Origin of the sequence: Acidovorax sp. JHL-3, from assembly GCF_000526295.1 — a bacterium.
In the GTDB taxonomy this organism is placed as follows: Bacteria; Pseudomonadota; Gammaproteobacteria; order Burkholderiales; family Burkholderiaceae_C; genus Acidovorax; species Acidovorax defluvii.
Genome location: NZ_JAFU01000001.1, coordinates 1876429 through 1902114, shown reverse-complemented (window position 1 = coordinate 1902114; position 25686 = coordinate 1876429). Strand labels below are relative to the sequence as shown.

25 protein-coding genes and 1 tRNA gene are annotated in these 25686 nt (G+C 59.5%); 7 read left to right on the top strand and 19 right to left on the bottom strand.

All coding sequences use genetic code 11. The features are described from left to right. Positions 1-7: 7 nt before the first annotated feature. The 19 genes from nuoL to K226_RS0108895 all read right to left on the bottom strand — a co-directional run bounded on the left by nuoL (position 8) and on the right by K226_RS0108895 (position 17987). Entirely contained in the window at positions 8-2047 is a 2040-nt protein-coding gene (gene nuoL / locus K226_RS0108985) for an NADH-quinone oxidoreductase subunit L (protein ID WP_024814483.1), read from the bottom strand. Positions 2048-2075: 28 nt separating this feature from the next. Further along, positions 2076-2384, bottom strand: a complete 309-nt coding sequence (nuoK, locus tag K226_RS0108980; RefSeq protein WP_024814482.1) for an NADH-quinone oxidoreductase subunit NuoK — start codon at positions 2382-2384, stop codon at positions 2076-2078. After that, entirely contained in the window at positions 2381-3049 is a 669-nt protein-coding gene (locus K226_RS0108975) for an NADH-quinone oxidoreductase subunit J (protein WP_024814481.1), read from the bottom strand. The genes nuoK and K226_RS0108975 overlap by 4 nt, the downstream gene beginning before the upstream one ends. A gap of 52 nt (positions 3050-3101) precedes the next feature. Next, positions 3102-3614 carry an NADH-quinone oxidoreductase subunit NuoI gene (nuoI, locus tag K226_RS0108970; protein ID WP_024814480.1) on the bottom strand — a complete coding sequence of 171 codons (513 nt, stop codon included), beginning with the start codon at positions 3612-3614 and terminating at the stop codon, positions 3102-3104. Between the two features lie 12 nt (positions 3615-3626). After that, entirely contained in the window at positions 3627-4709 is a 1083-nt protein-coding gene (nuoH, locus tag K226_RS0108965; protein WP_024814479.1) for an NADH-quinone oxidoreductase subunit NuoH, read from the bottom strand. After that, complete coding sequence (gene nuoG, locus K226_RS0108960) at positions 4706-6841, bottom strand: NADH-quinone oxidoreductase subunit NuoG (protein ID WP_024814478.1); 2136 nt, start codon at positions 6839-6841, stop codon at positions 4706-4708. The genes nuoH and nuoG overlap by 4 nt, the downstream gene beginning before the upstream one ends. A gap of 15 nt (positions 6842-6856) precedes the next feature. Then, the gene (nuoF, locus tag K226_RS0108955; protein ID WP_024814477.1) at positions 6857-8212 is read right to left on the bottom strand and encodes an NADH-quinone oxidoreductase subunit NuoF; all 1356 of its coding nucleotides are present in this window, start codon (positions 8210-8212) and stop codon (positions 6857-6859) included. Then, on the bottom strand, positions 8209-8700 hold the full coding sequence (gene nuoE, locus K226_RS0108950; protein WP_024814476.1) for an NADH-quinone oxidoreductase subunit NuoE: 492 nt from the start codon (positions 8698-8700) through the stop codon (positions 8209-8211). The genes nuoF and nuoE overlap by 4 nt, the downstream gene beginning before the upstream one ends. Continuing rightward, positions 8697-9950: an NADH-quinone oxidoreductase subunit D gene (locus K226_RS0108945; protein WP_024814475.1), complete on the bottom strand. Its 1254-nt coding sequence runs from the start codon at positions 9948-9950 to the stop codon at positions 8697-8699. The genes nuoE and K226_RS0108945 overlap by 4 nt, the downstream gene beginning before the upstream one ends. Before the next feature lie 27 nt (positions 9951-9977). Further along, positions 9978-10586: an NADH-quinone oxidoreductase subunit C gene (locus K226_RS0108940; RefSeq protein WP_024814474.1), complete on the bottom strand. Its 609-nt coding sequence runs from the start codon at positions 10584-10586 to the stop codon at positions 9978-9980. A 10-nt stretch (positions 10587-10596) separates the two neighbouring features. Continuing rightward, positions 10597-11076, bottom strand: a complete 480-nt coding sequence (locus K226_RS0108935; RefSeq protein WP_007849129.1) for an NADH-quinone oxidoreductase subunit B family protein — start codon at positions 11074-11076, stop codon at positions 10597-10599. A 25-nt stretch (positions 11077-11101) separates the two neighbouring features. Then, the gene (locus tag K226_RS0108930) at positions 11102-11461 is read right to left on the bottom strand and encodes an NADH-quinone oxidoreductase subunit A (protein WP_024814473.1); all 360 of its coding nucleotides are present in this window, start codon (positions 11459-11461) and stop codon (positions 11102-11104) included. Between the two features lie 73 nt (positions 11462-11534). Then, positions 11535-11619 (bottom strand) — tRNA-Leu (locus K226_RS0108925). Between the two features lie 112 nt (positions 11620-11731). After that, positions 11732-12118: a preprotein translocase subunit SecG gene (gene secG, locus K226_RS0108920; protein WP_024814472.1), complete on the bottom strand. Its 387-nt coding sequence runs from the start codon at positions 12116-12118 to the stop codon at positions 11732-11734. A gap of 41 nt (positions 12119-12159) precedes the next feature. Beyond that, on the bottom strand, positions 12160-12903 hold the full coding sequence (tpiA, locus tag K226_RS0108915) for a triose-phosphate isomerase (RefSeq protein ID WP_035240947.1): 744 nt from the start codon (positions 12901-12903) through the stop codon (positions 12160-12162). After that, positions 12900-13892, bottom strand: a complete 993-nt coding sequence (locus K226_RS0108910) for an NAD(P)H-quinone oxidoreductase (RefSeq protein ID WP_024814470.1) — start codon at positions 13890-13892, stop codon at positions 12900-12902. The genes tpiA and K226_RS0108910 overlap by 4 nt, the downstream gene beginning before the upstream one ends. A 91-nt stretch (positions 13893-13983) precedes the next feature. After that, positions 13984-16242, bottom strand: a complete 2259-nt coding sequence (gene pnp, locus K226_RS0108905; protein WP_024814469.1) for a polyribonucleotide nucleotidyltransferase — start codon at positions 16240-16242, stop codon at positions 13984-13986. 208 nt (positions 16243-16450) lie between these two features. After that, complete coding sequence (rpsO, locus tag K226_RS0108900) at positions 16451-16717, bottom strand: 30S ribosomal protein S15 (protein WP_005793232.1); 267 nt, start codon at positions 16715-16717, stop codon at positions 16451-16453. Positions 16718-16829: 112 nt separating this feature from the next. Beyond that, positions 16830-17987 (bottom strand): pyridoxal phosphate-dependent aminotransferase, encoded by a 1158-nt coding sequence (locus K226_RS0108895; RefSeq protein ID WP_024814468.1) that lies wholly within the window; start codon positions 17985-17987, stop codon positions 16830-16832. A gap of 87 nt (positions 17988-18074) precedes the next feature. On the opposite strand from K226_RS0108895, the gene K226_RS18830 reads away from it, so the two are divergent. The 7 genes from K226_RS18830 to K226_RS0108865 all read left to right on the top strand — a co-directional run bounded on the left by K226_RS18830 (position 18075) and on the right by K226_RS0108865 (position 25655). Then, positions 18075-18365, top strand: coding sequence for a hypothetical protein (locus K226_RS18830; RefSeq protein WP_051463524.1), 291 nt, complete (start codon positions 18075-18077; stop codon positions 18363-18365). Positions 18366-18502: 137 nt separating this feature from the next. After that, positions 18503-19066: a GspH/FimT family protein gene (locus K226_RS19460; protein ID WP_081739343.1), complete on the top strand. Its 564-nt coding sequence runs from the start codon at positions 18503-18505 to the stop codon at positions 19064-19066. Between the two features lie 5 nt (positions 19067-19071). Further along, on the top strand, positions 19072-19710 hold the full coding sequence (gene pilV, locus K226_RS0108885) for a type IV pilus modification protein PilV (protein WP_024814466.1): 639 nt from the start codon (positions 19072-19074) through the stop codon (positions 19708-19710). A 35-nt stretch (positions 19711-19745) separates the two neighbouring features. Continuing rightward, on the top strand, positions 19746-20627 hold the full coding sequence (locus K226_RS0108880; RefSeq protein WP_024814465.1) for a PilW family protein: 882 nt from the start codon (positions 19746-19748) through the stop codon (positions 20625-20627). Positions 20628-20656: 29 nt separating this feature from the next. Then, the gene (locus K226_RS0108875; RefSeq protein WP_024814464.1) at positions 20657-21451 is read left to right on the top strand and encodes a PilX N-terminal domain-containing pilus assembly protein; all 795 of its coding nucleotides are present in this window, start codon (positions 20657-20659) and stop codon (positions 21449-21451) included. A gap of 82 nt (positions 21452-21533) precedes the next feature. Further along, positions 21534-25196, top strand: a complete 3663-nt coding sequence (locus K226_RS0108870) for a pilus assembly protein (RefSeq protein ID WP_024814463.1) — start codon at positions 21534-21536, stop codon at positions 25194-25196. A gap of 30 nt (positions 25197-25226) precedes the next feature. After that, complete coding sequence (locus tag K226_RS0108865) at positions 25227-25655, top strand: type IV pilin protein (protein ID WP_024814462.1); 429 nt, start codon at positions 25227-25229, stop codon at positions 25653-25655. Positions 25656-25686: the final 31 nt, after the last annotated feature.

Below are 25686 nucleotides of genomic sequence, written 5' to 3'. Positions count from 1 at the left end.
CTTTTCCTTATTTGATGAGCTGCAGGAAATAGTCGCGCCAGACAAACCAGGTCATCAGCGCAAACACCCCCAGAATCATCACGAGGGCATAGTGGAAGATGAAACCCGTCTGCATCCACCGCACCACACTGGAAACCCAGCGAACCAGCTTCCATGAACCGTTGACCATGGCACCGTCGATGATGGCCTGATCTCCCACCTTCCAAAGACCGGTGCCCAAGGCACGTGCACCACGCGCCAGGATGTTTTCGTTGATCCAGTCCAGGTAGTATTTGTTTTCCAGCAACGCATACAGGGGCTGCACTCGCGCCTTGATGGCCGTTGGCAATGCGGGATTGACCATGTACATGTAATAGGACAGCCCAACACCCGCCAACGCCAGCCAGAACGGCGCTGTCTGCAGCCCATGCAGGGCCATGCCCATGGGACCGTGGAAGATCTCGGCCAGCTTGGCCATCGCGGGATGCTTGACTGCATCCACAAAAATCACATCCTTGAAAAAATCTCCAAACAGCATCGGCTGGATGAACATGAAGCCCACCACGACTGAAGGAATCGCCAGCAAAACCAGGGGCACGGTAACCACCCATGGCGATTCGTGCGGTTCATGGTGGTCATCATGACCGTGGCCATGGTCGCCCGCATGGTGTGCGTCTGGATTCTGGTCATAGCGTTCTTTGCCGTGAAAAACCAGAAAGTACATGCGGAACGAGTAAAACGCCGTGATGAACACCCCGGCCAACACCGCAAAGTGTGCAAAACCTGCAGCCGGAAGTTGACTGAAGTGAACCGCCTCAATGATGCTGTCCTTGGAGTAGAACCCCGAGAACAGAGGTGTGCCGATCAGTGCCAAAGAGCCAAGCAACGAGGTAATCCAGGTAATGGGCATGTACTTGCGCACGCCCCCCATCCAGCGGATGTCCTGGTTGTGGTGCATGCCCATGATGACCGAACCAGCACCAAGGAACAAAAGCGCCTTGAAAAATGCGTGGGTCATCAAGTGGAACACCGCCACAGAGTAAGCCGATGCCCCCAGGGCCACCGTCATGTAACCGAGCTGCGACAAGGTGGAGTAAGCCACCACACGCTTGATGTCATTCTGAATGATGCCCAGAAAGCCCATGAAGAGCGCAGTGATCGCACCAATCACCAAAATGAAGTTGAGTGCCGTATCCGACAGCTCGAACAGCGGCGACATGCGGGCCACCATGAAAATGCCGGCCGTCACCATGGTCGCCGCGTGAATCAAGGCGGAGATGGGAGTTGGGCCTTCCATGGAATCAGGCAACCACACATGCAGAGGGAACTGGGCGCTTTTACCCATTGCGCCGATGAACAGGCAGATGCAGATGACCGTAATGAGCATCCAGTCGGTGCCGGGGAACGCAAGCCCGCCCAGCTCGGCGGTCTTGCCAAACACCTCGGCGTAATTGAGCGTGCCAGCGTAGGCCGCGATCAGGCCAATGCCGAGGATGAAACCGAAGTCACCCACGCGATTGACCAGAAAGGCCTTCATGTTGGCGAAGATGGCAGAGGGCTTATTGAACCAGAAGCCGATCAGCAGATAGGAAACCAGGCCCACCGCTTCCCAGCCAAAGAATAGCTGCAGCAAGTTGTTGCTCATGACGAGCATGAGCATGGAGAACGTGAACAGCGAGATGTAGGCAAAGAAACGGTTGTAGCCGTCATCCTCTTCCATGTAGCCAATAGTGTAGATGTGCACCATGAGCGACACAAAAGTGACTACCACCATCATCATGGCAGTAAGGCTGTCCACCAGGAAGCCCACCTCCATCTTGAGGCCTCCTACGACCATCCAGGTGTACAGCGTCTCATTGAAGCGCGCACCATCCAGTGCCACGCTCTTGAGCGTCATGGCAGACAGGATGAATGCAACCAACACGCCCAGGATGGTCAGCGTGTGGCTGAGGCGACGACCAATCCAGTTGCCGCCAAACGTGGTACCAAATATACCGGCCAGCAATGCGCCTGCCAGCGGTGCCAAAGGAACCGCCAAAAGCGTTGAAGCAGAGAGGGTTTGACTCATTCTTGAGAACCTTGGGAATGTGGGCGACTCAACCCTTGAGGGTGTTGAGATCTTCCGCGTTGATGCTGGAGTTATTGCGGAACAGCAGCACCAGAATGGCCAGACCAATGGCCGACTCGGCAGCCGCCACTGTCAGGATGAAGAACACGAAAACCTGACCGTGCATATCGCCCAGATAGTGCGAAAACGCCACGAAATTCATGTTGACCGCCAACAGCATCAACTCAATCGCCATCAGCAAGACAATCAGATTCTTGCGATTCAGGAAAATACCGATCACTGCAAGGGCGAACAGCATGGCGCCCAGTGAAAGAAAATGGCCCAGCGTCAATGTCATGCTTTTTTCTCCTCGCCCGCAGGCTCGCTGGCGACTTCTGGGCTAGGCTTCTGGGTTGCCGCCAGCTTGACCACTTGCAGACGATCACGCGCCCGCACCCTGACCTGCATCGAGGGGTCGATCGCCTTGGTGTCCTTGCGTTGGCGCAGCGTCAAAGCAATGGCGGCAACCATGGCCACGAGCAAAATGACAGCGGCAATTTCCACGGGATACAAATATTCCGTGTAGAGTAATTTGCCAAGCGCCTTGGCGTTGGAGTAAGGGACCACCTGCCCCGCGGCATCCAGCACCACCGCTGCAGCCTTGGGTTCGTCCATACCACGGAACCCTCCAATGACCACCGCTGCCATTTCCAGGGCGATCAAGGCACCGACAAAGGCGGCCAGTGGAAAATGCTTCCAAAACCCCTTGCGGATCGTGTCGATGTGGATGTCGAGCATCATCACTACGAACAGGAACAGCACCATGACTGCGCCCAGATACACAAGGACCAGCACGATGGCAAGGAACTCCGCCTTGAGCAGCAACCAGATTGCCGCAGCCTGCGAGAAGGCAAGGATGAGGTGCAGCACCGCATGCACTGGATTGCGCGCAGTAATCACCCGGAAGGCTGCAAACAGCAGCACTACCGAGAAGAGATAGAAAAAACCAGTCTTGGCGTCCATGAATCGGGTCTTTGTATAAAGTCTGGCCTAAGGGATTCGCAGCAGTAGCGCGTTAACGGTACTTGGCGTCAGCGGCCTTGGCCGCAGCAATTTCACCCTCGTAGCGGTCACCCACCGCCAAAAGCATGTCTTTGGTGAAATACAGGTCGCCGCGCTTCTCGCCGTGGTATTCGAGGATGTGCGTCTCAACAATCGAATCCACCGGGCAACTCTCTTCGCAAAAGCCGCAGAAGATGCACTTGGTCAGATCAATGTCGTAGCGCGTGGTGCGGCGTGACCCATCGTCACGGACATCGGATTCGATGGTGATGGCCATCGCAGGGCAAACGGCTTCGCACAGCTTGCAGGCAATGCAACGCTCTTCACCGTTGTCATAGCGACGCAACGCGTGCAACCCCCGAAACCGTGGTGACAAGGGCGTCTTTTCCTCAGGGAACTGCACCGTCACCTTACGGCGAAAGGCATAGCGCCCAGTCAGGGCCATGCCCTTGAGCAGCTCCACGAGCATGAAGCTCTTGAGAAAGTCTTTGAACGAAAAAGGTGCAGCAGCAGCAACAGCAGTCATTTGTGTCCCCGCTTATTTCCAGATATTCCAAGGCGAGAGCAACCACCCGCCAACAATGAGCAACCACACCAGCGTGACCGGAATAAAGATCTTCCAGCCCAGACGCATGATCTGGTCGTAACGGAAGCGGGGGAAAGTCGCCCGGATCCAGATAAACATCGACACCACCACAAAGGTTTTGAGGCCCAGCCAGATCCAGCCCGGAATCCAGTTGAACAATGCGCTGTCGATTGGCGAGAGCCAGCCCCCCAGGAACATCAGCGCAGCCAGGATGGACACCAGCCACATGCTGGCGTATTCGGCAAGGAAGAAGATGGCAAACCCCATGCCGGAGTACTCCACCATGTGCCCGGCAACAATCTCGGCTTCGCCCTCGACAACGTCGAAGGGATGGCGGTTGGTTTCTGCCACACCAGAAATCAGGTACACGAGGAAAATCGGCAGCAATGGCAACCAGTTCCAAGACAGAAAGACCAGTCCCTTGTCGGCTGCCATGCCACGCCCCTGCCCCATCACGATCTCCGTGAGGTTCATGCTGCCAGACACCATGATTACCACCAGGAAGCAGAACCCCATGGCAATTTCGTAGCTGACCATCTGCGCGGAAGCTCGCAAGGCGCCCAGAAATGCGTACTTGGAGTTGGATGCCCATCCAGCGATGATCACGCCGTAGACTTCAATGGACGTGATGGCCATCACCAGCAGCAAACCCGCGTTCACATTGGCCAACGCAACATCCGGGCCAAAAGGAATCGCAACCCAGGCCGCCAATGCGGGCATGATCGCCATGACCGGCCCCAGCACAAACAAACCCTTGCTGGCAGCGGTAGGCTGGATGATTTCCTTGGTCAGCAGCTTGAGCGCATCCGCAATGGGCTGCAGCAAGCCCATGGGACCGACACGATTCGGACCATGGCGAACCTGCATGAAACCCAGCAACTTGCGCTCCCAAAGTGTCAGGTAGGCAACAGCCCCCATCAACGGCGCCAGAATGACCACTATTTTCAAAAGAATCCAGAGAACCGGCCAGACGATGGCTGTCCACCAGCCGTAGCTCAACAGATTCAGACCTGCGTTGTGGATAGCATCAATCATGCCGCGGCTCCTTCCTGCGTGCGACGGGCATCCGCCGTCAGTTGCAATGAAGTGGCCCGACGCACGATTCCATCCAGCTGGTAGATGTATGCCACTGCCGGCTCACCGGTCGCAGGACTTGCCGCCTGTGGCAGCAAAGCTTGGGCGTTACTCAGCTGTACGGACGAAACTTCAGCGATGCCACCCGCCGGTGTGTTGGTTGCCCGGGCCAGTACATCCTGAGATGTCTCGAAATCAAAGCCCGGAACATTCAAAAGGTTGGCGAGCACTCGCAACACCTTCCAGGCAGGCCGGGTTTCACCCAACGGCCGGACGACCGCATGGAAACTCTGCAACCGGCCTTCGGCGTTCACAAAACTGCCCGAAGTTTCAGTAAACGGGGCAATTGGCAGCAGGACGTCGCTGAAAGCCATGTTGGCCTTGAAGGGACTCAGGGTGACAACCATGTCGGTATTGGCAAGCGCCTGACAGGCCGCCTCACCGCCAGCAGAGTCAAAGGCAGGTTCCGTGTTCAAAAGAATGGCGGCCTTGAGGCTCCCTGCGAGCATCTGACCTGCATTGTGGCCGCCATTGACGGGCACTGCGCCAGCGTACTGTGCACCGACCGTGTTGGCAGCCTCGGTCAGATAGCCCACCGTGGCACCCGTGTGCTCTCCGATCCACTGCGCCAGTGCCAGCAAACGGCTGGCATGCGCATGGTGGGCCGCTGCGTTACCGAGCAATATTGCCTTGCGCTCGCCGCCCAGCAGCGAGCGAGCAATAGCCAAGGCAGAATCGCCCACCTGAACCGTGTCATCAGGAGCCTGCACGCCCTTTTCCTGGGCGACCGCTGCGGCTACGCCGGCCAGCGCCTGCTCCCAAGCGCCAGACGCCAGCACCAAAGAGTGCGTGACAGGCATGGCCCAGTCAAAAAATTCTGAATTGATAGCGCTGACAGCACAGCCATGGCGCGCTGCCTGACGAATCCGCTGTGCAAACAGCGGGTGGTCCTTGCGCAGATTGGAGCCCACCACCAGCACACGCTGCAAGGTGGACAAAGACGCAATCGACGTTCCCAGCCAGCGAATCCCGGAGGGAGCGGGGAATTCGGCATTGCGAAGTCGATAGTCAATGTTTTCACTACCTAGCCCACGCACCAGTGCGCCGGCCAGATAGATTTCTTCGAGAGTGCTGTGCGGACTGACCAAAGCACCAATGGCGCCAGCACCGTGGTCGTTGCGAACGCATCGCAACCCATTGGCAACGTACTCCAGTGCCGTCTGCCAGTCCACTTCGCGCCATGTTCCGCCCTGCTTGAGCATGGGCTGGGTCAGGCGCTCGTCGCTGTTGAGTGCTTCATACGAAAAACGGTCGCGGTCTGCAATCCAGCATTCGTTGACTGCCTCATTTTCAAAAGGCACGACACGCATGACCTTGTGATTCTTGACCTGGACAATCAGATTGGCGCCTGTGGAATCGTGCGGGCTGACCGACTTGCGGCGTGAGAGCTCCCAGGTGCGGGCGCTGTAGCGGAACGGCTTGCTGGTCAACGCACCTACCGGGCAGATGTCGATCATGTTGCCCGAGAGCTCGGAGTCGATCGTTTCCCCCGTCACGGTGGTGATCTCGGCGTGCTCGCCGCGATGAATCATGCCCAGTTCCATCACGCCGGCCACTTCCTGGCCAAAGCGCACGCAACGTGTGCAGTGGATACAACGCGACATCTCTTGCATAGAGATCAGCGGGCCCACATCTTTAACTGGTACTACGCGCTTTTCTTCTTCGTAGCGGGACGACGATGCTCCGTAGCCCACCGCCAGATCCTGCAACTGACACTCACCCCCCTGGTCACAGATGGGGCAATCCAACGGATGGTTGATGAGCAAAAATTCCATGACCGACTTTTGCGCCTGAATGGCCTTGTCGGTCTTGGTTCGCACCACCATACCCTGCGTGACTGGCGTGGCACATGCGGGCATGGGCTTGGGCGCCTTTTCAACGTCCACCAGGCACATGCGGCAACTGGCCGCAATCGAGAGCTTCTTGTGGTAGCAGAAGTGGGGTATGTAGGTGCCGGCCTTTTCGGCAGCATGCATCACCATGGAACCCTCGGTGACTTCTACCTTCTGACCGTCCAGTTCAATTTCAACCATATGCTTTTCTCGCGATCAGGCAGAGGGTGCGGCCTGAGGGGTCTTGTTCCGGATCAACGCTTCGAACTCGGGACGGAAGTGCTTGATCATGGCGCGTACGGGCATCGCTGCCGCGTCGCCCAAGGCGCAGATAGTGCGCCCCATGATGTTGCTGGCAACGGAATCCAGCACATCCATGTCGGCGGGACGCCCGTCGCCGCGGTGAATGCGGTCCACCAAGCGCCAGAGCCAACCCGTACCTTCCCGGCAAGGGGTGCACTGCCCACACGACTCATGCATGTAGAAATATGACAGGCGCTTGAGCGACTCCACCATGCAGCGCGAGTCGTCCATTACGATCACCGCCCCAGAACCCAGCATGGAACCGGCCTTGGCAATCGAGTCGTAGTCCATGGTGCATTCCATGATGATGGATGCCGGCAAAACGGGAGACGAAGAACCACCAGGAATCACCGCCTTGAGCTGGCGACCCGTGCGCACACCGCCAGCCAGCTCAAGCAGCTTGGCAAACGGCGTGCCCATGGGCACCTCGTAGTTGCCGGGCCGTTCCACATCGCCACTGACCGAAAAGATCTTGGTGCCACCGTTGTTGGGCTTGCCGCACGCCAGGTAGGCAGCTCCGCCGTTGCGGATGATCCAAGGCACCGCAGCGAACGTCTCGGTGTTGTTAATGGTCGTAGGCTTGCCGTAAAGGCCAAAACTGGCCGGAAACGGCGGCTTGAATCGTGGCTGGCCTTTCTTGCCTTCCAGGGATTCGAGCAGGGCGGTTTCCTCGCCGCAGATGTAGGCACCAAAACCGTGGTGCGCATGCAGCTGAAAGCTGAAGCTGCTGCCCAGAATGCCATTGCCCAGGTAGCCTGCAGCACGTGCCTCTTCCAGAGCCGCCTCAAAGCGCTCGTACGTCTGGAAGATTTCGCCGTGAATGTAGTTGTAGCCCACGCTGATACCCATCGCGTAAGCAGCAATGATCATGCCCTCAATCACGATGTGCGGGTTGTACATCAGGATGTCGCGATCCTTGCATGTACCCGGCTCACCCTCGTCAGAGTTGCACACGAGGTATTTTTGCCCCGGGAACTGCCGGGGCATGAAGCTCCACTTCAATCCCGTGGGAAACCCTGCACCGCCGCGCCCCCGAAGTCCGGACTCCTTGACGGTCGCAATCACCTGATCCTGCGTCAGACCTTCGCCGCCATTCGCGCCCAAAATGGTGCGCAGGGCTTGGTATCCGCCACGGGCTTCATAGTCCTTGATGCCCCAGTTGGAACCATTCAGGTCGGCATAAATCTGTGACGCGATATGCCGGTCATGGAAGCAGGTTTCGACACCTGCGGCCTGAAATTGTGCAAGTACCTGGGCAGCTGTAGTCATTGCTTTGCCTCCGCCGCGCGCAGGTTGTCCACCAGCTGGTCGAGCTTGTCGTTGCCCATGAAGCTGCACATGCTGCGATCGTTCACCAGCATCACGGGTGCATCGGCACAGGCGCCAAGGCACTCGCACTGCTGCAGGGTGAACATACCGTCTGGCGTCGTTTCGCCCATGGAAATACCCAGCTTGTGCTCAAGATGCTCCAGCGCCTTGCCGCCATCACGCAAGAGGCATGGCAGGTTGGTACAAACGTTCAGCTTGTATTTGCCCACCGCTTGCTGGTTGTACATGTTGTAGAACGTGGTGACTTCGTGCACGGCGATCTGCGGCATACCAAGATATTCGGCAATGCCGGCTTCGCTGGCCTCGCTCACGTATCCCTGTTCCTGCTGCACGATGGCAAGGCAGGCCATCACGGCAGATTGCTTCTGCTCGGCCGGGTACTTGGCTACTTCGCGCGCAAATCGCGCTTTGGTCGCTTCGGTAATCATCGATCAATCTCTCCGAACACGATATCCATGGTGCCGATGATGGCAACCACGTCGGCCAGCATGTGGCCACGGGCCATTTCGTCCAGCGTGGCCAGATGCGCGAAGCCAGGGGCACGGATCTTCAGTCGATACGGCTTGTTGGCTCCGTCGCTCACCAGATAGATACCGAACTCTCCCTTGGGGTGCTCGACCGCAGCATAGGCCTCGCCTTCGGGAACATGGAAGCCCTCGGTGAACAACTTGAAGTGGTGGATCAGCTCTTCCATGTTGGACTTCATGGACTCGCGATCGGGGGGGGCGATCTTGTGGTTGTCCGTAATCACCGGGCCCGGATTGACGCGCAGCCAGTCGACGCACTGCTTGATGATGCGATTGGACTCGCGCATTTCCTGCATGCGGACCAGATACCGGTCGTAGCAGTCGCCGGTTTTGCCAACCGGAACATCAAAGTCCATTCGGTCGTACACATCGTACGGCTGGGTCTTGCGCAAGTCCCACGCAATGCCCGAGCCCCGCAGCATGGGCCCGGTCATACCCAGGTTCAGCGCGCGCTCGGGTGGGACCACACCAATGCCCACGGTGCGCTGCTTCCAGATGCGGTTATCGGTGAGCAGGGTTTCATACTCATCCATACAGCCCGGAAAGCGCTGCGTGAAGTCGTCAATGAAATCCAGCAACGAACCTTTGCGATTGTGGTTCATCGCCTCAAGCGCCTTGGCATTCTTGATCTTGCTGACCTTGTACTGAGGCATGCTGTCCGGCAGATCGCGGTACACACCACCAGGACGGAAGTAGGCCGCATGCATGCGCGCGCCCGACACTGCTTCGTACATGTCGAACAGGTCTTCGCGCTCGCGGAAGGTGTAGATCAGGATGGTGGAGCTGCCGCAGTCGTTGCCGTGCGAACCGAGCCACATGAGGTGATTGAGCAGGCGCGTGATTTCAGCAAACATCACCCGGATGTATTGCGCACGCAGCGGCACCTCGATGCCCAGCAGCTTTTCAATTGCCAGGCAATAGGCATGCTCGTTGCACATCATCGAGACGTAATCGAGCCGGTCCATATAGGGAAGCGACTGGATATAGGTCTTGTGCTCGGCCAGCTTTTCGGTGGCGCGATGAAGCAGACCAACGTGCGGGTCGGCGCGCTGCACCACTTCGCCGTCCAGTTCCAGCACCAAGCGCAACACACCGTGCGCGGCCGGGTGCTGCGGACCAAAGTTCAGGGAATAGTTCTTGATTTCCGCCATGATGGATCACATGAGTCGCCCAGCGGCTCAGTGCAGGCCTCCGTACTTGTCTTCGCGAATGATGCGGGGCGTGATTTCTCGCGGCTCGATGGAAACTGGCTCATAAACCACGCGCCGCTGCTCGGCGTCGTAGCGCATCTCCACATGTCCGGACAGCGGGAAATCCTTGCGGAAGGGATGACCAATAAACCCGTAGTCGGTCAGGATGCGGCGCAAATCGTTGTGACCATCGAAAACGATACCAAACAGGTCGAACGCCTCGCGCTCAAACCAGTTGGCCGAATTCCACAACTCGGTGACCGAGGCCACCACCGGAAAATCATCGTCCGGGCAGAACACCTTGACGCGCGCGCGCTGGTTGAGACTGACAGACAGCAGATGCGACACCACACAATAGCGCGCACCTTCGTTCACGGCATCTGCATAGGCCGAGTAATCCACCCCGCAAAGGTCGATCAGCTGCTCAAAACGGCAGCCATCGGCATCGCGCAACACACGCATGGCCTCCAGGTAGTCAGCAGCGGCAACCACCACGGTCACCTCGTCCAGAGCCACCGTGATCTGCCGCACCTTGGCACCCAGCGCCGCAGCAATGTTGTCTTTGAGTTTTTCAGGCCGAATGGCAACTGCAGTCATCATCAACCCTTCAGACACGAGCAATGGTGTTGGTGCGGCGAATCTTCTGCTGCAACTGGATGATCCCGTAGATCAACGCTTCGGCCGTGGGTGGGCAGCCAGGCACATACACATCGACCGGCACGATACGGTCGCAGCCACGCACCACGGAATAACTGTAGTGGTAGTAACCACCGCCATTGGCGCAGGACCCCATCGACAGCACCCACCGGGGCTCCGACATCTGGTCATATACCTTGCGCAGGGCAGGAGCCATCTTGTTGCACAGGGTGCCCGCCACAATCATCAGATCGGACTGGCGCGGGCTGGCGCGAAACACCTCGGCGCCAAAACGACCAATGTCGTAGCGCGCAGCGGCCGCGTGCATCATCTCGACCGCACAGCACGCCAAACCAAAGGTCATGGGCCACAGGGATCCGGTCTTGGCCCAGTTCACCACAGAGTCGTAACTCGTGGTGATGAAGCCTTCCTTCATCACGCCTTCAATCATTGCATCAGTCCTTGTTGCAGCCCGTTCATTCCCAATTCAGGGCGCCTTTTTTCCACTCGTAGGCAAAACCCACGACAAGGATGGCGAGGAAGATCACCACGGCCACAAAGCCGGTCACCCCCACCTCCTGCAGCGAGACAGCCCAGGGGAAAAGAAAGGCGATTTCCAGATCGAACAGAATGAAAAGAATGGCCACGAGGTAATAGCGCACATCGAACTTCATGCGCGCATCTTCGAAGGCTTCAAACCCACATTCGTAAGGGGAATTTTTTGCGGCGTCCGGGCGATTGGGGCCCAGCACATATCCTAAAACCAGCGGCACTATACCTACAGCAATGCCAACCAGGATAAACAAGAGGACGGGGAGGTACTGTTCGAGATTCATCTGGAGGATGTGCTCACCGCTGTGACCTAGCCTGCAAGAACCCTGGCCGGGTCATGCAGGCTGGCCTATGTTTTGGTGCCGTCGGCGAGACTCGAACTCGCACAGCTTTCGCCACTACCCCCTCAAGATAGCGTGTCTACCAATTTCACCACGACGGCTGTTTTTTATCTGGATGGCATGAGGAACCTTGCGGTTTTGGCTTCCCAGACAATCCGGGATTCTACTCCGGAAAAACCCTTCCCCAGAGCCTGAAACCCAATTTAGTGCAGATTATTTCGTCGGGATCTGGCCGGCACCCGAAGCAGCAGCCGCAGGTGCGGGCACCGCTGCATTAGAACCAGCATCCGCAGGCCCATTTACCGGCGTAGCGGGAGCCACAGCGGCTGGCGTTTCCAGCACGCTGCCCGAACCGGTGGGACGCGCGTTGCCAAAATAGGCCAGCGCCAGAGTTGCCACAAAAAACACCGTTGCCAGCACGCCCGTGGTGCGCGAAAGAAAGTTGGCACTGCCACTGGCGCCAAACAGGCTACCCGAACTGCCACTGCCAAACGCTGCCCCCATGTCTGCGCCCTTCCCATGCTGAACCAGGATCAGGCCAATCATGCCCAGAGCCGTCAGCATCTGCACACCCAAAATCACATTTACAAGCACGCTCATTCTCTGTTTACTCCTAATTTGATAGCTTGAAGCGCACGCCCTTATTGGGCTGCGGCAATAATTTGCAAAAAGTCTTGGGCTTTCAAGGCCGCGCCGCCAACCAAGCCACCGTCGATGTCCGGTTGTGCCAGCAGTTGCGCGGCGTTGGCCGCGTTCATGCTGCCGCCATACAGCAGGCGAATCCGGTCTGCGTGTTCACTGGCTGCTGCCAGCTGGGCACGCAAAACGGCATGCACTTGCTGGGCCTGCTCTGGCGACGCCGTGCGCCCTGTTCCAATCGCCCAGACGGGTTCATAAGCCACCACGATTTCGCTGATGCAGTGGCCATTGAGGTGTATCACCGCCGCCAACTGGCGCTTGACGACCACCTCGGTTTGTCCGGCTTCGCGCTCGGCCAGGGTTTCGCCCACACATACGATGGGCGTGATGCCCTGCGCCAGCGCCCGTTGCGCCTTGACGGCCACCACGGTATCGCTCTCGCCGTGGTACTGGCGCCGCTCCGAGTGCCCCACCAGCACATACCGCACGCCAAACTCCTTGAGCATGGCCGCCGATGTCTCGCCCGTGTAGGCACCCATCTCATGCACCGAGACATCCTGTGCGGCCAGCGCCAGCGCAGACCCCGCCGCGATGCCCGCCACCTGGGCCAGATACGGTGCCGGCACGGCGACCGCCACATCACAGGCGGGTTGCCCCATGCCGGCGACAAGGGCCCGCACCAGTGCCTCGTTGGCAGCCAGGCTGCCATTCATCTTCCAGTTTCCAGCGATGAGTTTCTTTTTCATGATGACCACGTCAAAACAATCTTGCCTGTGTGCTGGTTGGATTCCATCAGCGCATGGGCCTGCGCCGCATCCGCCGCCGCAAAAGTGCGATAGATGACGGGGCGAACCGTGCCCGCCGCAATCAGGGGCCAGACATGCTCGCGCAGCGCGCGCGCAATGGCTCCCTTGAACGCCACGGGGCGTGGACGCAGGGTGGAGCCCGTAATGGTCAGCCGGCGCCGCAGCACCAGGCCCGCATTGAAGGCGCTCTTGACCCCGCCCTGCACGGCGATGATGACCAGGCGGCCATCTTCGGCCAGGCACTCCACCTCGCGCGCCACATAGTCGCCGGCAACCATGTCGAGCACCACATCCACGCCTTTGCCGGCAGTGATGCGTTTTGCTTCCTCGACAAAATCCTGGGTCTTGTAGTTGATGGCGTGGTGCGCGCCCAGTGCCAGGCAGGCTGCACATTTTTCATCGCTGCCCGCCGTCACGATCACCGTGGCACCCATAGCGCGCGCCAACTGAATGGCGGTAACGCCAATGCCGCTGGTGCCGCCCTGCACCATCAGGGTTTCGCCTGCCTGCAGACGACCCCGGTCAAACACATTGCTCCACACCGTGAAGAAGGTTTCGGGCAGAGATGCCGCCTCAATGTCGGAAAGCCCCGCGGGCACTGGCAGGCACTGCTCGACGGGCGCCACGCACCACTCGGCGTAGCCGCCACCAGCCACCAGCGCGCAAACGCGATCGCCCACCTGCAAGCCGGCGTGCATCAGGGCCGCCGCATCGCCGCTTTCGACAACACCCGCCACCTCCAGCCCCGGCAGATCGGTGGCGCCAGGTGGAGGCGCGTAATGCCCCAGGCGTTGCAGCACATCGGGCCGATTGATACCGCTCGCACTGACGCGAATCAGCAACTCGCCCTCCCCCGCCTGGGGCTTGGGGCGCTCGCCCAGGCGCAGCACATCGGCGGCACCAAAGGCAGTGATTTCTACAGCGCGCATACAGGAATCCTTCGCACGTCAATCTGAATGATTTTGGCCGCTAGCGCTTGATGGATAAGCGCCAGCAGCTCTTATATCAATAGCAGATCAATCAACCGTTCAGCTGACCTGCGCTGCCTTCGGAAGGCACCGCTTGCTGCTGCTGTTGCTGCTGATCGGCGGACTGGCGATCACGACCGCCATCACGGCGCTCGCCACCGCGATCGCCACCACGGTCACCACGCTCAGCCGGTGCGGGACGATCGCTGCCGCCAGCGGGACGCTCGGCCAGGGCCTTCATGGACAGCTTGACGCGGCCCTTTTCGTCGGTTTCCATGACCTTGACCTTGACGATCTGGCCTTCGGTCAGGTAGTCGCCCACGCGCTCGACGCGCTCGTGCGCGATCTGGCTGATGTGCAGCAGGCCGTCCTTGCCGGGCAGCAGGTTGATGAGGGCGCCGAAGTCCAGGATCTTGGTGACCGGGCCTTCGTAGATCTTGCCGATTTCGACTTCGGCCGTGATCTGCTCGATGCGGCGCTTGGCTTCGTCGGCCTTGGCGTTGTCGGTGGCGGCGATGGTGATGGTGCCGTCTTCCTCGATGTTGATCTGGCAACCGGTTTCTTCGGTCAGCGCACGGATCACGGCGCCGCCCTTGCCGATCACGTCACGGATCTTCTCGGGGTTGATCTTCATGGTGTACAGCTTGGGCGCGAAGTTGCTCACTTCGGTCTTGGCTTCGCCCATGGCTTCCTGCATCTTGCCCAGGATGTGAATGCGCGCTTCCTTGGCCTGTGCCAGGGCAACCTGCATGATTTCCTTGGTGATGCCCTGGATCTTGATGTCCATCTGCAGCGCCGTGATACCGGCGGTGGTGCCCGCCACCTTGAAGTCCATGTCGCCCAGGTGATCTTCATCGCCCAGGATGTCGGTCAGCACGGCAAAACGGTTGTCTTCCTTGATCAGGCCCATGGCGATACCGGCCACATGCGCCTTCATGGGCACGCCAGCGTCCATCATGGACAGGCAGCCGCCGCAGACCGAAGCCATCGACGACGAGCCATTGGACTCGGTGATTTCCGACACCACGCGCATGGTGTAGGGGAATTCTTCCTTGGTTGGCAACACCGCCACCAGAGCACGCTTGGCCAGACGGCCGTGGCCGATTTCGCGGCGCTTGGTGCTGCCCATGCGGCCCACTTCGCCCGTGGCAAAGGGAGGCATGTTGTAGTGCATCATGAAGCGGTCTTCGTACTCGCCGGCCAGCGCATCAATGCGCTGTGCATCGCGCTCGGTGCCCAGCGTGGTCACCACCAGCGCCTGGGTTTCGCCACGCGTGAACAGCGACGAGCCGTGTGCGCGGGGCAGCACGCTGCTGCGGATCTCAATAGGGCGCACGGTGCGCGTGTCGCGGCCGTCGATGCGGGGCTCACCGGCCAGGATCTGGCTGCGCACAATGCGTGCCTCGATGTCGAACAGCATGCCTTCGACCTTGACGCTGTCGAATGCAACGCCGTCTTCCTTCAGGTCGGCCATGACCACGGCATAGGCTTCGCGGCAAGCGTGCGTGCGGGCCTGCTTGTTGCGGATCTGGTAGGCAGCGCGCAGCTTGTCTTCGGCCAGGGCCGTCACCTTGGCGATGAGCGACTCGTCCTTGGCGGGCGCCTTCCAGTCCCACATGGGCTTGCCGGCTTCACGCACCAGATCATGAATGGCATTGATGGCCACATTGCCCTGCTGGTGACCGAACACCACGGCACCCAGCATGATTTCTTCGGACAGTTGCTGCGCCTCGGATTCGACCATCAGCACAGCCGCTTCGGTGCCGGCCACGACCAGGTCCATCTGCGAGCTCTTGCGCGCCGTCTGACCGGGGTTGAGCACATATTCGCCGTTGATATAGCCCACGCGCGCAGCGCCAATCGGGCCACTGAACGGAATGCCCGAGATGGCCAGCGCAGCGCTGGTGGCAATCAGGGCGGCAATGTCGGCATCGACTTCAGGGTTCAGCGACACCGTGTGGATGACCACATGCACGTCGTTGTAGAAACCTTCGGGGAACAGCGGGCGGATCGGGCGGTCGATCAGGCGGCTGGTGAGGGTTTCGTGCTCGCTGGGCTTGGCTTCGCGCTTGAAAAAGCTGCCGGGGATCTTGCCCGCAGCGTAGGTCTTCTCGATGTAATCCACCGTCAGCGGGAAGAAGTCTTGCCCCGCCTTGGCCACCTTGGAGGCCACCACGGTGGCCAGCACCACGGTGTCGTCGATGTTCACCAGCACGGCACCACCGGCCTGGCGGGCGATTTCGCCCGTTTCCATGATGACGGTCTTGTCACCCCATTGGAAAGTCTTGGTGATTTTGTTGAAAATGCTCATGTTCAGCTCCTGTTTTAATAGCTGGCAGCGCTCTGCCAGATTGGCTTGGAGGGCAATTCAGAACACGATGCCATTCCAGTGAACTTGCCTGCCACCAGTGTGGGATCAAGGCCATTGGAATGACACAGCTTCGCTCTGTTTTGCGGCTCCGAAGTAAAAAACGCCTGAGCTAGCGGACTAACCCAGGCGTTTTGACATGCAAATCAGATTACTTGCGCAGACCCAGCTTGGCGATCAGTGCGGTGTAACGGTCGGCGTCCTTGGCCTTGAGGTAGTCCAGCAGCTTGCGACGACGGCTCACCATGCGCAGCAGGCCGCGGCGACCGTGGTGGTCCTTGGCGTGCGTCTTGAAGTGAGGGGTCAGTTCGTTGATGCGGGCCGTCAGCAGGGCCACTTGCACTTCTGGGCTGCCCGTGTCGTTGGCAGCGCGTGCATTGGCCTTGACAACTTCGGCCTTGATAGAGGATGCGATCATTGATTTTTCCTTGATGGAGACCGGCAGCAATGCCGCAGGTCAATAGTTTTTACTTGCGCCAGCGGCTGGAACGGCCATTGGCGTGCGTCTTGCACCGTGCAAAACCCGCAAATTATAACCCGAGCCAGTTTTTTAGCCGCCCCACCCCCTGCACCAGGCGCTGCGGGTCTTTGGAGGCAAAGCACCAGCGCAGCCAGCCCTGCGCCTCATCGCCAAAGGCATTGCCGGGCGCCAGGCCCAGCCCCGCCTCGGCCACCAGGCGTTTGGCGGTGGTCAGCGAATCATCATGCCCCGGCAGGCGAAAGAACGCATACATGCCACCGCGCGCGCTGGCCACCTCCACGCCGGGCAGCGCCTGCAACAGCGGCACCAGGGTGTCGCGGCACTGCTGCAGGTGCGCCACCACGCGTGGCGTGATCTGGTCAGCATGCTGCAAGGCGGCAATGCCCGCCCGCTGTGTGAACACGCTGGTGCACGAGGTATTGAACTCCACCAGCTTGCCCATGTGGTGCGTCATTGATGGCGGCATCACCAGCCAGCCCAGTCGCCAGCCCGTCATCAAGAAACTTTTGGAGAAGCTGTGCACCACCACAAGTCGGTCCTCAGGCTCGGCAATATCCAAAAAACTGGGGGCGCAACCATTGGCGGTGGGCTCGTAATACAGGCGCTCATACACCTCGTCGGCCAGGATCCAGGTGCCTGTGGCGCGGCAATGCGCCAATATGGTTTGTTGCTCCGACCCGGTCAGCGTCCAGCCCGTGGGGTTGTTGGGCGCGTTCACCACCAGCAACCGCGTGGCCGGGGTGATGGCCGCCAGCAACTCGGGCATGTCCAGCGCCCAAGCGCCGCCCGGCTGGGGGCGCAACGACACGCAGCGCAAATTTGCCCCCATGATCAAGGGCTGCGCCGTCAGGTTGGGCCACACCGGCGTGATGGCGACCACCTCATCGCCCGCATCCACCAGCGCCTGCACCGCCAGCATCAGCGCATTGACGCCGCCCGAAGTGATGGCAATACGGTCAGCGCCCACGGGCCGGTGCAACCGACTGGTGTAGGCCGCCACTTCGGCGCGCAACTCGGGCAAGCCCAGGTTGTGCGCATAAAACGTTTCGCCGCGCTGCAGCGAGTCGATAGCCGCCTGGCGCACCACATCGGGCGTGCCCTCGTCACTCTCGCCAAACCAGAAGGCCAGCACATCGCTGCGCCCCAAGCCAACATTGGCAACTTCGCGGATGCGGGATTCTTCGAGGTTCAGGACAGCTTGGCGCATGGCACGATGGGCGTGGAAAATGACAAGCCGCATCGTACGGGATGCCGCCTCAACCCGCCCAGCCAACCCGCCCGCCATGGAGCACTCATGCACCCCACCCAAAGTTACCAACCCCTGCGCCACCCGCGCACCCAAGGCACCTGCGCCGCGATTCTGTGTGCCTGCATGGCATGGGGCCTGATGGCCTTGCCAAACAGTGCGCATGCTGCGCCCCAAAAGAGCGCCACAGAAGCAACCGCCAAGAAGAAGGGCTCGGTCAAAGTCAAACACCAGCGCAGCTCGTCGGAAGAAAGCACCGCTGAGCGCGACCGGCGCCTGTACCGGGAATGCAAAGGGCTACCCAACGCGGGGGCGTGCCTGGGGTACACAAAGCGCTGAATCGGCACACAAACCACACTCAGCCGACCACTGGTCGGGGCGCCCGCGCCACTCATCAGCACCCGCTGGCCATCAGGCATCTAACCACTACCATGCGTTACATGCCTTTCTTTTTGTCTATTCGCCTTACCACGCACATGCCGTCACGCACTGCCGTCTATCGGCGCATGCGTGGCTTTACGCTTCTCGAAGTCATGGTGGTTGTGGCCATCATTGCCGTGCTGGCGGCACTGGCAGGCCCGAGCTTTACCCCACTTATTGAGCGTTGGCGCGTGCGTCAGGCGGTGGAAGGTTTGCAATCCACGCTGTATTACACGCGCTCTGAAGCTATCAAACGTGGGGGCAATGTCACCATCCGAAAAGAGCCCACGGGCACCAACGGTTGCACCCTGGCGTCAGGCGCGGCAGCTTGGGACTGTGGCTGGTTTGTCTTCGTGGACACCGATGGCGACGGCACTCTAGATTCGGGGGAAGAAGTCCTGCAACGTTTCCCTGCACCCACAAACGTGGAAGTTACTCGCTCCACCAATAGCGTCAGCATCCGCTTTGACCGCTGGGGTAGGCCTAATGCCCCTTACGGGTTCTCCCTCGTGCCTCTGAACAAATCTACGAACAATTCGGCAGCACGTGGCCTGTGTTCAAGTTCTGGCGGGCGAATCCGAATCACCAGCGATCCAGCAGATATTCCATGCTCCGGTTAAAACCCATGCCATACACACGTCACCACTCCCAGCGCGGCATTACATTGATCGAGTCACTGGTGGCCATCGTCGTCGCATCCCTGGGCATTCTGGGCATCCTGGGCGTGCAAATGCGCACCCTGACAGATACGCAAACCAGCGTGCGGCGGGCACAGGCCATTCGTCTGATCGAAGACCTGAGTGAACGCATGAAAGTGCACCCCAACGCAATGGGCAGCATCAATAGCTACACGATTGGCTGGCGCTCGGGTGCTGCCCCCACCGCGCAAGCAGGCACACTCTGCGACAGCAGCGCATGCGCACACGCCGATTTTGCTGCCTACGACCTGCGTGAATGGAAACGTGCGGTGGAACGCGCGCTTCCGCTCGGCGACGCCAATGTTTTCGTTGCAGCAGGCGAGACCGCCGACACCAATCGCCGCCAACTTGGCGTGATGATTCGCTGGCGCGAGAACGAACGCGACACCAGCGACGCCTACAAAACCGAGTTAGACACGGCATCTACTGCACTGGGTGGAGGCGGCGCTGCCACTTGCGACGCTGGCTTCACATGCCACCTGCAATACATCCCCGTCAGCGGCCGTTGCGCACCGTATTTTGCGGGTGCCACAGTTCAGTACTTCTGCCCAGGCCCCCAGTCCTGATGCAGAGGCACCATCGCATTACAAGACTTTCAGACATGCCCGGCATAAAACACCTAAAGAAACGACCCGCCTCCCAGCGCGGCGTTACCCTTATCGAATTGCTGGTGGGTATCACCATCGGCCTGCTGACTATTGCAGTGGCCATGGGTGCGCTCATGGTTTCGCGCGGTGTCTCCGGCACCGTCAGCGACGCCAGCGAAATCCAGCAGCAAGCATCCTATGCCTTTCGCGTCATTGGTCTGCAGCTGCGCCAAGCAGGATCTCTCAAGCTCAAACTGGCTGCGGCAAAAGACCCCAGCGACACCACTCCGCCGCTTGTGGGCGACCCAGTGGCGTTTGAAACCGACTACACCGACACAAGCGACGGGAGCAAATTCGTGCTCGCGACCGACACGCTGAGCGGCAAAGATGCACCCAGCTCCAGCGAATACGCACTCACCGTGGGCTATCGCAACTACACAGAGCCGGTGTACACCAGCGCGTCCGAGCAATCTTTCCAGCGCAACTGTCTGGGTGGAAATGGCTCCGGCGCATTGGTACAAAGCCGCTTTGTGCTAAACACAGACACCAATGAACTGCGTTGCGATGGCAACGGCCAGGTCCAACCCATCGTCCGCAACGTAGCCAACTTCCAGGTGCGTTACCTCATCCAGACTGCCGCAGGCTCCGGCAACCCCAACATGCGCTACGCAAATGCCACCACAGTGGGCACCAACTGGGCCCAGGTCTTTGGCGTGGAGGTCTGTTTAGTGCTCTACGGTAACGAACCCATCGACCTGCCTGCGGGCAGCACCTACATCGACTGCGACGGCACAACCGCCGTCAACATAACCACCCTGGGTGCCCCCCGTACTCGGCGCATGCACATGGTTTTCCGCAATGTTTATCAACTGCGCAGCCAAGGGCTGGCAGGCTAACCCCAACAAACCGTAACTCCATGCAACGCATGCAATTCCTCCCGCCCAGGCGCCCAAAGCAGAGCCAACGCGGTATCTCGCTGTTCGTGGTCATCGTCTTCGTCATGCTCTCCATGTTGTTGGCGCTGTGGGCCTCACGCACATCGCTCTTCAACGAAATGGTGGTGGGCAACGATGCCGACTACCAGCGCGCCTTTGAAGCCGCCCAGGCCCTGCTGCAAGACGCAGAACTGGACATACGTGGCGAGAAAGCCGATGGCAGCGCCTGCATCGGTGCAGGCGCAATCTGCCGCACTACCGGCGTCAAGCAAATCCCGCTAGAGGCCAAAGAAGTCGCCACGCTGCTGGCCGACCTTGAAGGGATATCCGGCAACGCCCCCCGTTGCGCAGATGGCCTTTGCCTCAAGCGCACCGGCCGGCAAGACTTCTGGAACAACGCCAGCGACAACACCACCGAAGGCGTGGACGTGACACTCACCCAGATGATGTCCACCACCGTGGGCGCTCGGTACGGCCAATACACCGGCGCAGAAATCGGCAGCGCCAGCAACCCCATTCTGAGAGAGCAAGGAACTACTGCAAACGAGTTGAAGCGAGGCGGCTGGTACTGGATCGAGGTTCTGCCCTATGACGCCGATGCAGGGAATTCGGCCCTCGTTGCGGGCGGCACCACCCACTTGGCGCTCAACCTGCAGCCCAATGTGGTGTACCGCATCACCGCGGTGGCGCACGGCCGCAAGCTCAGGCGTGTGGGCAACGAAGACGTGCCCGTCACCCAGGTAGTTCTGCAGCAAACCTACGCCCGCCAGAAATACAAAGACTGAATTTGCTATTTAAATAATAGCAATTAACGCCTTACCAATAAGCCATACCGGCACTTGCCCTCTATTCGATCAGGAGCACCTTATGCCCCAACACGCCCACACTCGCGCACATTTCAAGAAAACCCTTATCGCACTGGCCGTCGGTACGGCACTGGCGCCGCACAGTGTCTGGGCGCTCGATTTTGCGCAGTCGCCACCGGGGACGGTCGAACCCTATGTTGCGCCGAACGTGATCATCTCTGTGGATGACTCGGGCAGTATGGATTTCTGCCTGAACAAGGAAAGTGCTTCAAATTGTATTGGCTACACTGACGCAAACAACAACACAACCCCCAATGCTGACGGAACCTGGCCTGTAAACAGTCGGCGCATGAACGTACTCAAATACGCGCTCAAGAAGGTTTTCAACGACACCACCCTGTTGCCAGACGGCAAGATCCGCCTGGCCTGGCAGGTACTGCACAACAATGGCGGGTCATCAGGGGCCGAAAGCGTGGACTCCGACAGCATGAATACGAACTCCATGCGCCCCGTAGCAGGCAGCCACCGCACCAACTTCATCAGCTTCGTGAACAACTTGGATCCCGGTAGCGGAACGCCCACCCACAGGATGTTCAAACAGGCCGATGACTATATGCGCCGAGGCCTGAGTTCCAACAGCCCCTGGGCATCCAAGCCGGGCGAGGCCAACCCGACCTACCTGGGCTGCCGCCGCAATTACCACATCGTGATGACCGATGGGCGCTGGAACGGCTACAACGACGCCTATGCAGCGGGTGGCAACATAGATGGCGAAACGTCCAAGACCTTGGGCGATGGCAGCACGATATACAGCAACACGGGTGCCAACGCAGGGCAAACCAACCTCTACCGCGACAGCACGGACAACACCCTGGCCGACTGGGCGTTCAAGAGCTGGTCAGAAAGACTGCAAGACCCTGCCAACCTGACCGGTGCAGTGTCTCCCGACGCTGAATACGATAAGGCCCCACTGACTGAAACCATCGGTGGCGTAGCACTGAACAAATACTGGAACCCCAAATACAACCCGGCCAACTGGCCGCATATGGTGACCTACACCATTGGCTTCAGCGCATTGGCTTACCAGTGGAAGACCGACTTCATCAATAGCAAATACAACATCACCCGGCCCACCGAGATGGTGCCTTTCAGCTATGACGGCGATTTTCCCAATCTGGTGAACGGCACCAAGACCTGGCCCAACATGAACGACGAAGACCGCCGCTCACTGGACCTGTGGCACGCCGCTCTCAATGGCCGTGGCCGATTCTTTGCTGTGGAAAAAGGCGACGACCTCGAAAAAGCGTTTCGCATGATCGTTAAGCAAATTGGCTCCCAGAACGAGCCAGACCGAGGCTCCACGGCGACCAGTGGCAGCAACGTGTCGCGCACCGACGTGGGCAAATACGTAGCCAACTACGTGCCCAAAGACTCCTGGAAAGGCTATGTGGAGGCCGAAACGGTGAAAACCGACGGAACCACCGAACCTGCCGCGGGCTGGGCCAGCAAAACCACCGCCGATCTGCTGGACGACGCAGCCTTCAATGTTGCCAACCGCTTGATTCTGAGCTACAGCAACAAGATCACCAACACGACGACAGGCGCGGAAAAGGGAGGTGTTCCCTTCAAGTGGGCCAGCGACGAAACCAACCTCAGTACCGCGCAGAAAGCTTTTCTTAATTTGAAGAGTGACGGCACCAGCGACAGCCTGGGGCAAGACCGCCTGAACTTCATCCGGGGCGACCGCAGCAAGGAGGGCGTCGCCCCATCCAACTACACCACCACCAAGCCTTTCCGCGAGCGCAAATCACGCCAAGGCAGCATCGTCAACTCGGAGGTGTGGTACCTGGCGGCGCCTGTCAGCAACTACTCCTTGAAGGGCTACGCCGCATTTACCCGCACCCACCAAACGCGGCTCCCCATGATTTATGTAGGCGGCAATGACGGCATGCTGCATGGTTTCTCGGCTGTCAATGGCACGGAAAAGTTGGCGTATGTGCCTCGTGGCGTGATACCCGCTGTGGGACGGCTCGCCGACCCAACCTTCAACGACAACCACCTGTACTCCGTGGATGGCTCACCCATGTCCGGTGATGTCGATCTGGGCACCGGCGACACGGCCTTGTCCACTTACACGCCCAACTGGCGCACCATGTTGGTGGGCACATTGGGTGTCGGCGGCAAGGGCTACTTTGTGCTGGACGTGACCACCCCGGGCACCACCGCAGGCGCTGCTGGCAACTTTGCCGAGGGCAGCGCCCAGCAACTGGTAGTGCTGGACAAAACCCGCCACGCCACTGAAGCGGTGGCCACCGTAGGTGATTGCGCGAATGTTGCCATCACGCCGGCGGCGAACAAAGAGGCGTGCCTGGCCGCCGCTGACACGGGCCATATCGTTGCCAAGCCCGTGCTGGACGATACCAACCCTCAGCGCACCACGCAAATCGTGCGCCTGAACAGCACACTGAACGGCAAAGACCACCGCTGGGCTGTTGTGATGGGCAATGGCTACAACAGCAAAAGCGAGCGTCCCGTGCTGCTGGTGCAATACCTGGATGGCAACAAGGAGTTGCTGCGCTTGGTGGCCACGGGCGCCACAGCCACAGGTGCCGATGAGAAAACCACTGACAACGGCCTCTCGGCTCCGCGCCTGGTGGACATCAACAGCGATGGCCGCCCCGACGTGGTGTATGCGGGCGACCTCAAGGGCAACATGTGGAAGTTCCTCATTGCCGACAGCGATCACGCCAATTGGGGTGTCTCGCAATGGGGTGCCGATGCCGGAACCACCACTAACCACACAACTACTGGCGTGCCACTGTTCACGGCCAAGGGTGGCACACAGGGCTCACCCAATTCGCGCACCCTGGCGCAACCCATCGTTGTGGCACCCACGGTGCGTGCCAACGACCGCAGGATGATGATTGACACCAACAATGACAATATCAAGGACAAATCAGTGGCCGTTGGCGGCATGATGGTCGCCTTTGGCACCGGTCGCAACTTGGCAAAAGACGACCCTCAGAACGCGAACGTACAGACGCTGTATTCGGTGCTGGACAACACACGCTACAAGCTGGTCGGTACAAAGAAAGACCGTGTTGAGGTGTGCGCATCCACCTCTACCACAGACAAGCTGTGCAGCACGCTGGTGAAATCAGACGATGACCTGCCCCAGTCCGTGTCAATAGCTGCCCTCGCGCAGCAGGAAATACCCAACACCCCAGTACACACCCGTGATGGCCGCCAGTTCTGGACGGTCGATACGAAAACCGCCCTGGACTGGGCCACACACAAGGGCTGGTACATGGATTTGCCCGAAACTCGCGAACGTTTGCTCAAGCCCATGAGCCTGTATGACGGCAGCAACTTGCTGACGGTGTATTCGCAGGTGCCTGCCAAGGGCTCGCGACTGGACCCCAACGTGGAAACCTGCGAAGCCGGCTCGGTAGACAAGGAGCGCCAATACCTCACGTTTATCAACATCATGGATGGCAAGAGGCCCAACGTGCAAATCATGAACACTGATGGCATCAACGGATACAGCCTGACTGCCGACCAAGGCGCCTCCCGCATGTCCGTCACCGCAGGTGCGCAAACGATGATCAAGCGGGGCGACAAGATGATCCACACTGGCAAGGACGACGACGGTAAGAACCGGAACGACGAGTTTGCCCTGATGCCCGAGCAGTCCTTGCGCCCCAGCTGGCGCCAGGTGCGATAACCCCAGTAGTTAGCAGGAGCACACTGTCTTATGAAGCATCCACACAAGGGCTTTACGCTCATTGAGGTCATGATCGTGGTGGCCATCGTGGGCATTCTCGCGGCCATTGCCATGCCTAGCTACAACGAGTACATCCGGCGGGGGCATCGCGCAGAAGCGCGTGCGGCATTGCTGCAAGGCGCCCAATGGATGGAAAGGGCCGCAACTGCCACGGGCACCTACCCGCTGACAGCGTCGTTTCCAACGACTCTCACAACCATTCAGTCTGGGCGGTATGCGGTGGCAGTGGCTTCCCCCCCCGCCAGCGCAACCGCAGGAGCTGCATTCACGTTGACAGCCACTCCAGCAGGCGCCCAGGTCGGAGACAAGTGTGGAAACTACACACTTACGCACACTGGTGTGCGAGGTGCAGCGTCGTCCACTACCAGTGCTCTGGCAACGGAGTGCTGGAACAAATAGTCCCGTTTGCAGTTGGTTGAATGCATTAGCA

Bases quoted from the DNA above. Each gene is read 5' to 3' on its own strand.
- tpiA (WP_035240947.1), bottom strand. From the start codon at position 12,903: ATGAAAAAGAAACTCATCGCTGGAAACTGGAAGATGAATGGCAGCCTG.
- K226_RS0108940 (WP_024814474.1), bottom strand. From the start codon at position 10,586: ATGACTGCAGTTGCCATTCGGCCTGAAAAACTCAAAGACAACATTGCT.
- nuoL (WP_024814483.1), bottom strand. From the start codon at position 2,047: ATGAGTCAAACCCTCTCTGCTTCAACGCTTTTGGCGGTTCCTTTGGCA.
- rpsO (WP_005793232.1), bottom strand. From the start codon at position 16,717: ATGATCGCATCCTCTATCAAGGCCGAAGTTGTCAAGGCCAATGCACGC.
- K226_RS0108935 (WP_007849129.1), bottom strand. From the start codon at position 11,076: ATGATTGAAGGCGTGATGAAGGAAGGCTTCATCACCACGAGTTACGAC.
- nuoH (WP_024814479.1), bottom strand. From the start codon at position 4,709: ATGATTGATGCTATCCACAACGCAGGTCTGAATCTGTTGAGCTACGGC.
- K226_RS18830 (WP_051463524.1), top strand. From the start codon at position 18,075: ATGCACCCCACCCAAAGTTACCAACCCCTGCGCCACCCGCGCACCCAA.
- pnp (WP_024814469.1), bottom strand. From the start codon at position 16,242: ATGAGCATTTTCAACAAAATCACCAAGACTTTCCAATGGGGTGACAAG.
- K226_RS0108910 (WP_024814470.1), bottom strand. From the start codon at position 13,892: ATGCGCGCTGTAGAAATCACTGCCTTTGGTGCCGCCGATGTGCTGCGC.
- K226_RS0108875 (WP_024814464.1), top strand. From the start codon at position 20,657: ATGCAATTCCTCCCGCCCAGGCGCCCAAAGCAGAGCCAACGCGGTATC.
- secG (WP_024814472.1), bottom strand. From the start codon at position 12,118: ATGAGCGTGCTTGTAAATGTGATTTTGGGTGTGCAGATGCTGACGGCT.
- K226_RS0108975 (WP_024814481.1), bottom strand. From the start codon at position 3,049: ATGGACGCCAAGACTGGTTTTTTCTATCTCTTCTCGGTAGTGCTGCTG.
- K226_RS0108930 (WP_024814473.1), bottom strand. From the start codon at position 11,461: ATGAATCTCGAACAGTACCTCCCCGTCCTCTTGTTTATCCTGGTTGGC.
- nuoF (WP_024814477.1), bottom strand. From the start codon at position 8,212: ATGACTACAGCTGCCCAGGTACTTGCACAATTTCAGGCCGCAGGTGTC.
- K226_RS0108895 (WP_024814468.1), bottom strand. From the start codon at position 17,987: ATGCGCCAAGCTGTCCTGAACCTCGAAGAATCCCGCATCCGCGAAGTT.
- nuoE (WP_024814476.1), bottom strand. From the start codon at position 8,700: ATGATTACCGAAGCGACCAAAGCGCGATTTGCGCGCGAAGTAGCCAAG.
- K226_RS0108945 (WP_024814475.1), bottom strand. From the start codon at position 9,950: ATGGCGGAAATCAAGAACTATTCCCTGAACTTTGGTCCGCAGCACCCG.
- K226_RS0108880 (WP_024814465.1), top strand. From the start codon at position 19,746: ATGCCCGGCATAAAACACCTAAAGAAACGACCCGCCTCCCAGCGCGGC.
- nuoK (WP_024814482.1), bottom strand. From the start codon at position 2,384: ATGACATTGACGCTGGGCCATTTTCTTTCACTGGGCGCCATGCTGTTC.
- nuoI (WP_024814480.1), bottom strand. From the start codon at position 3,614: ATGACTGCTGTTGCTGCTGCTGCACCTTTTTCGTTCAAAGACTTTCTC.
- pilV (WP_024814466.1), top strand. From the start codon at position 19,072: ATGCCATACACACGTCACCACTCCCAGCGCGGCATTACATTGATCGAG.
- nuoG (WP_024814478.1), bottom strand. From the start codon at position 6,841: ATGGTTGAAATTGAACTGGACGGTCAGAAGGTAGAAGTCACCGAGGGT.
- K226_RS0108865 (WP_024814462.1), top strand. From the start codon at position 25,227: ATGAAGCATCCACACAAGGGCTTTACGCTCATTGAGGTCATGATCGTG.
- K226_RS0108870 (WP_024814463.1), top strand. From the start codon at position 21,534: ATGCCCCAACACGCCCACACTCGCGCACATTTCAAGAAAACCCTTATC.
- K226_RS19460 (WP_081739343.1), top strand. From the start codon at position 18,503: ATGCCGTCACGCACTGCCGTCTATCGGCGCATGCGTGGCTTTACGCTT.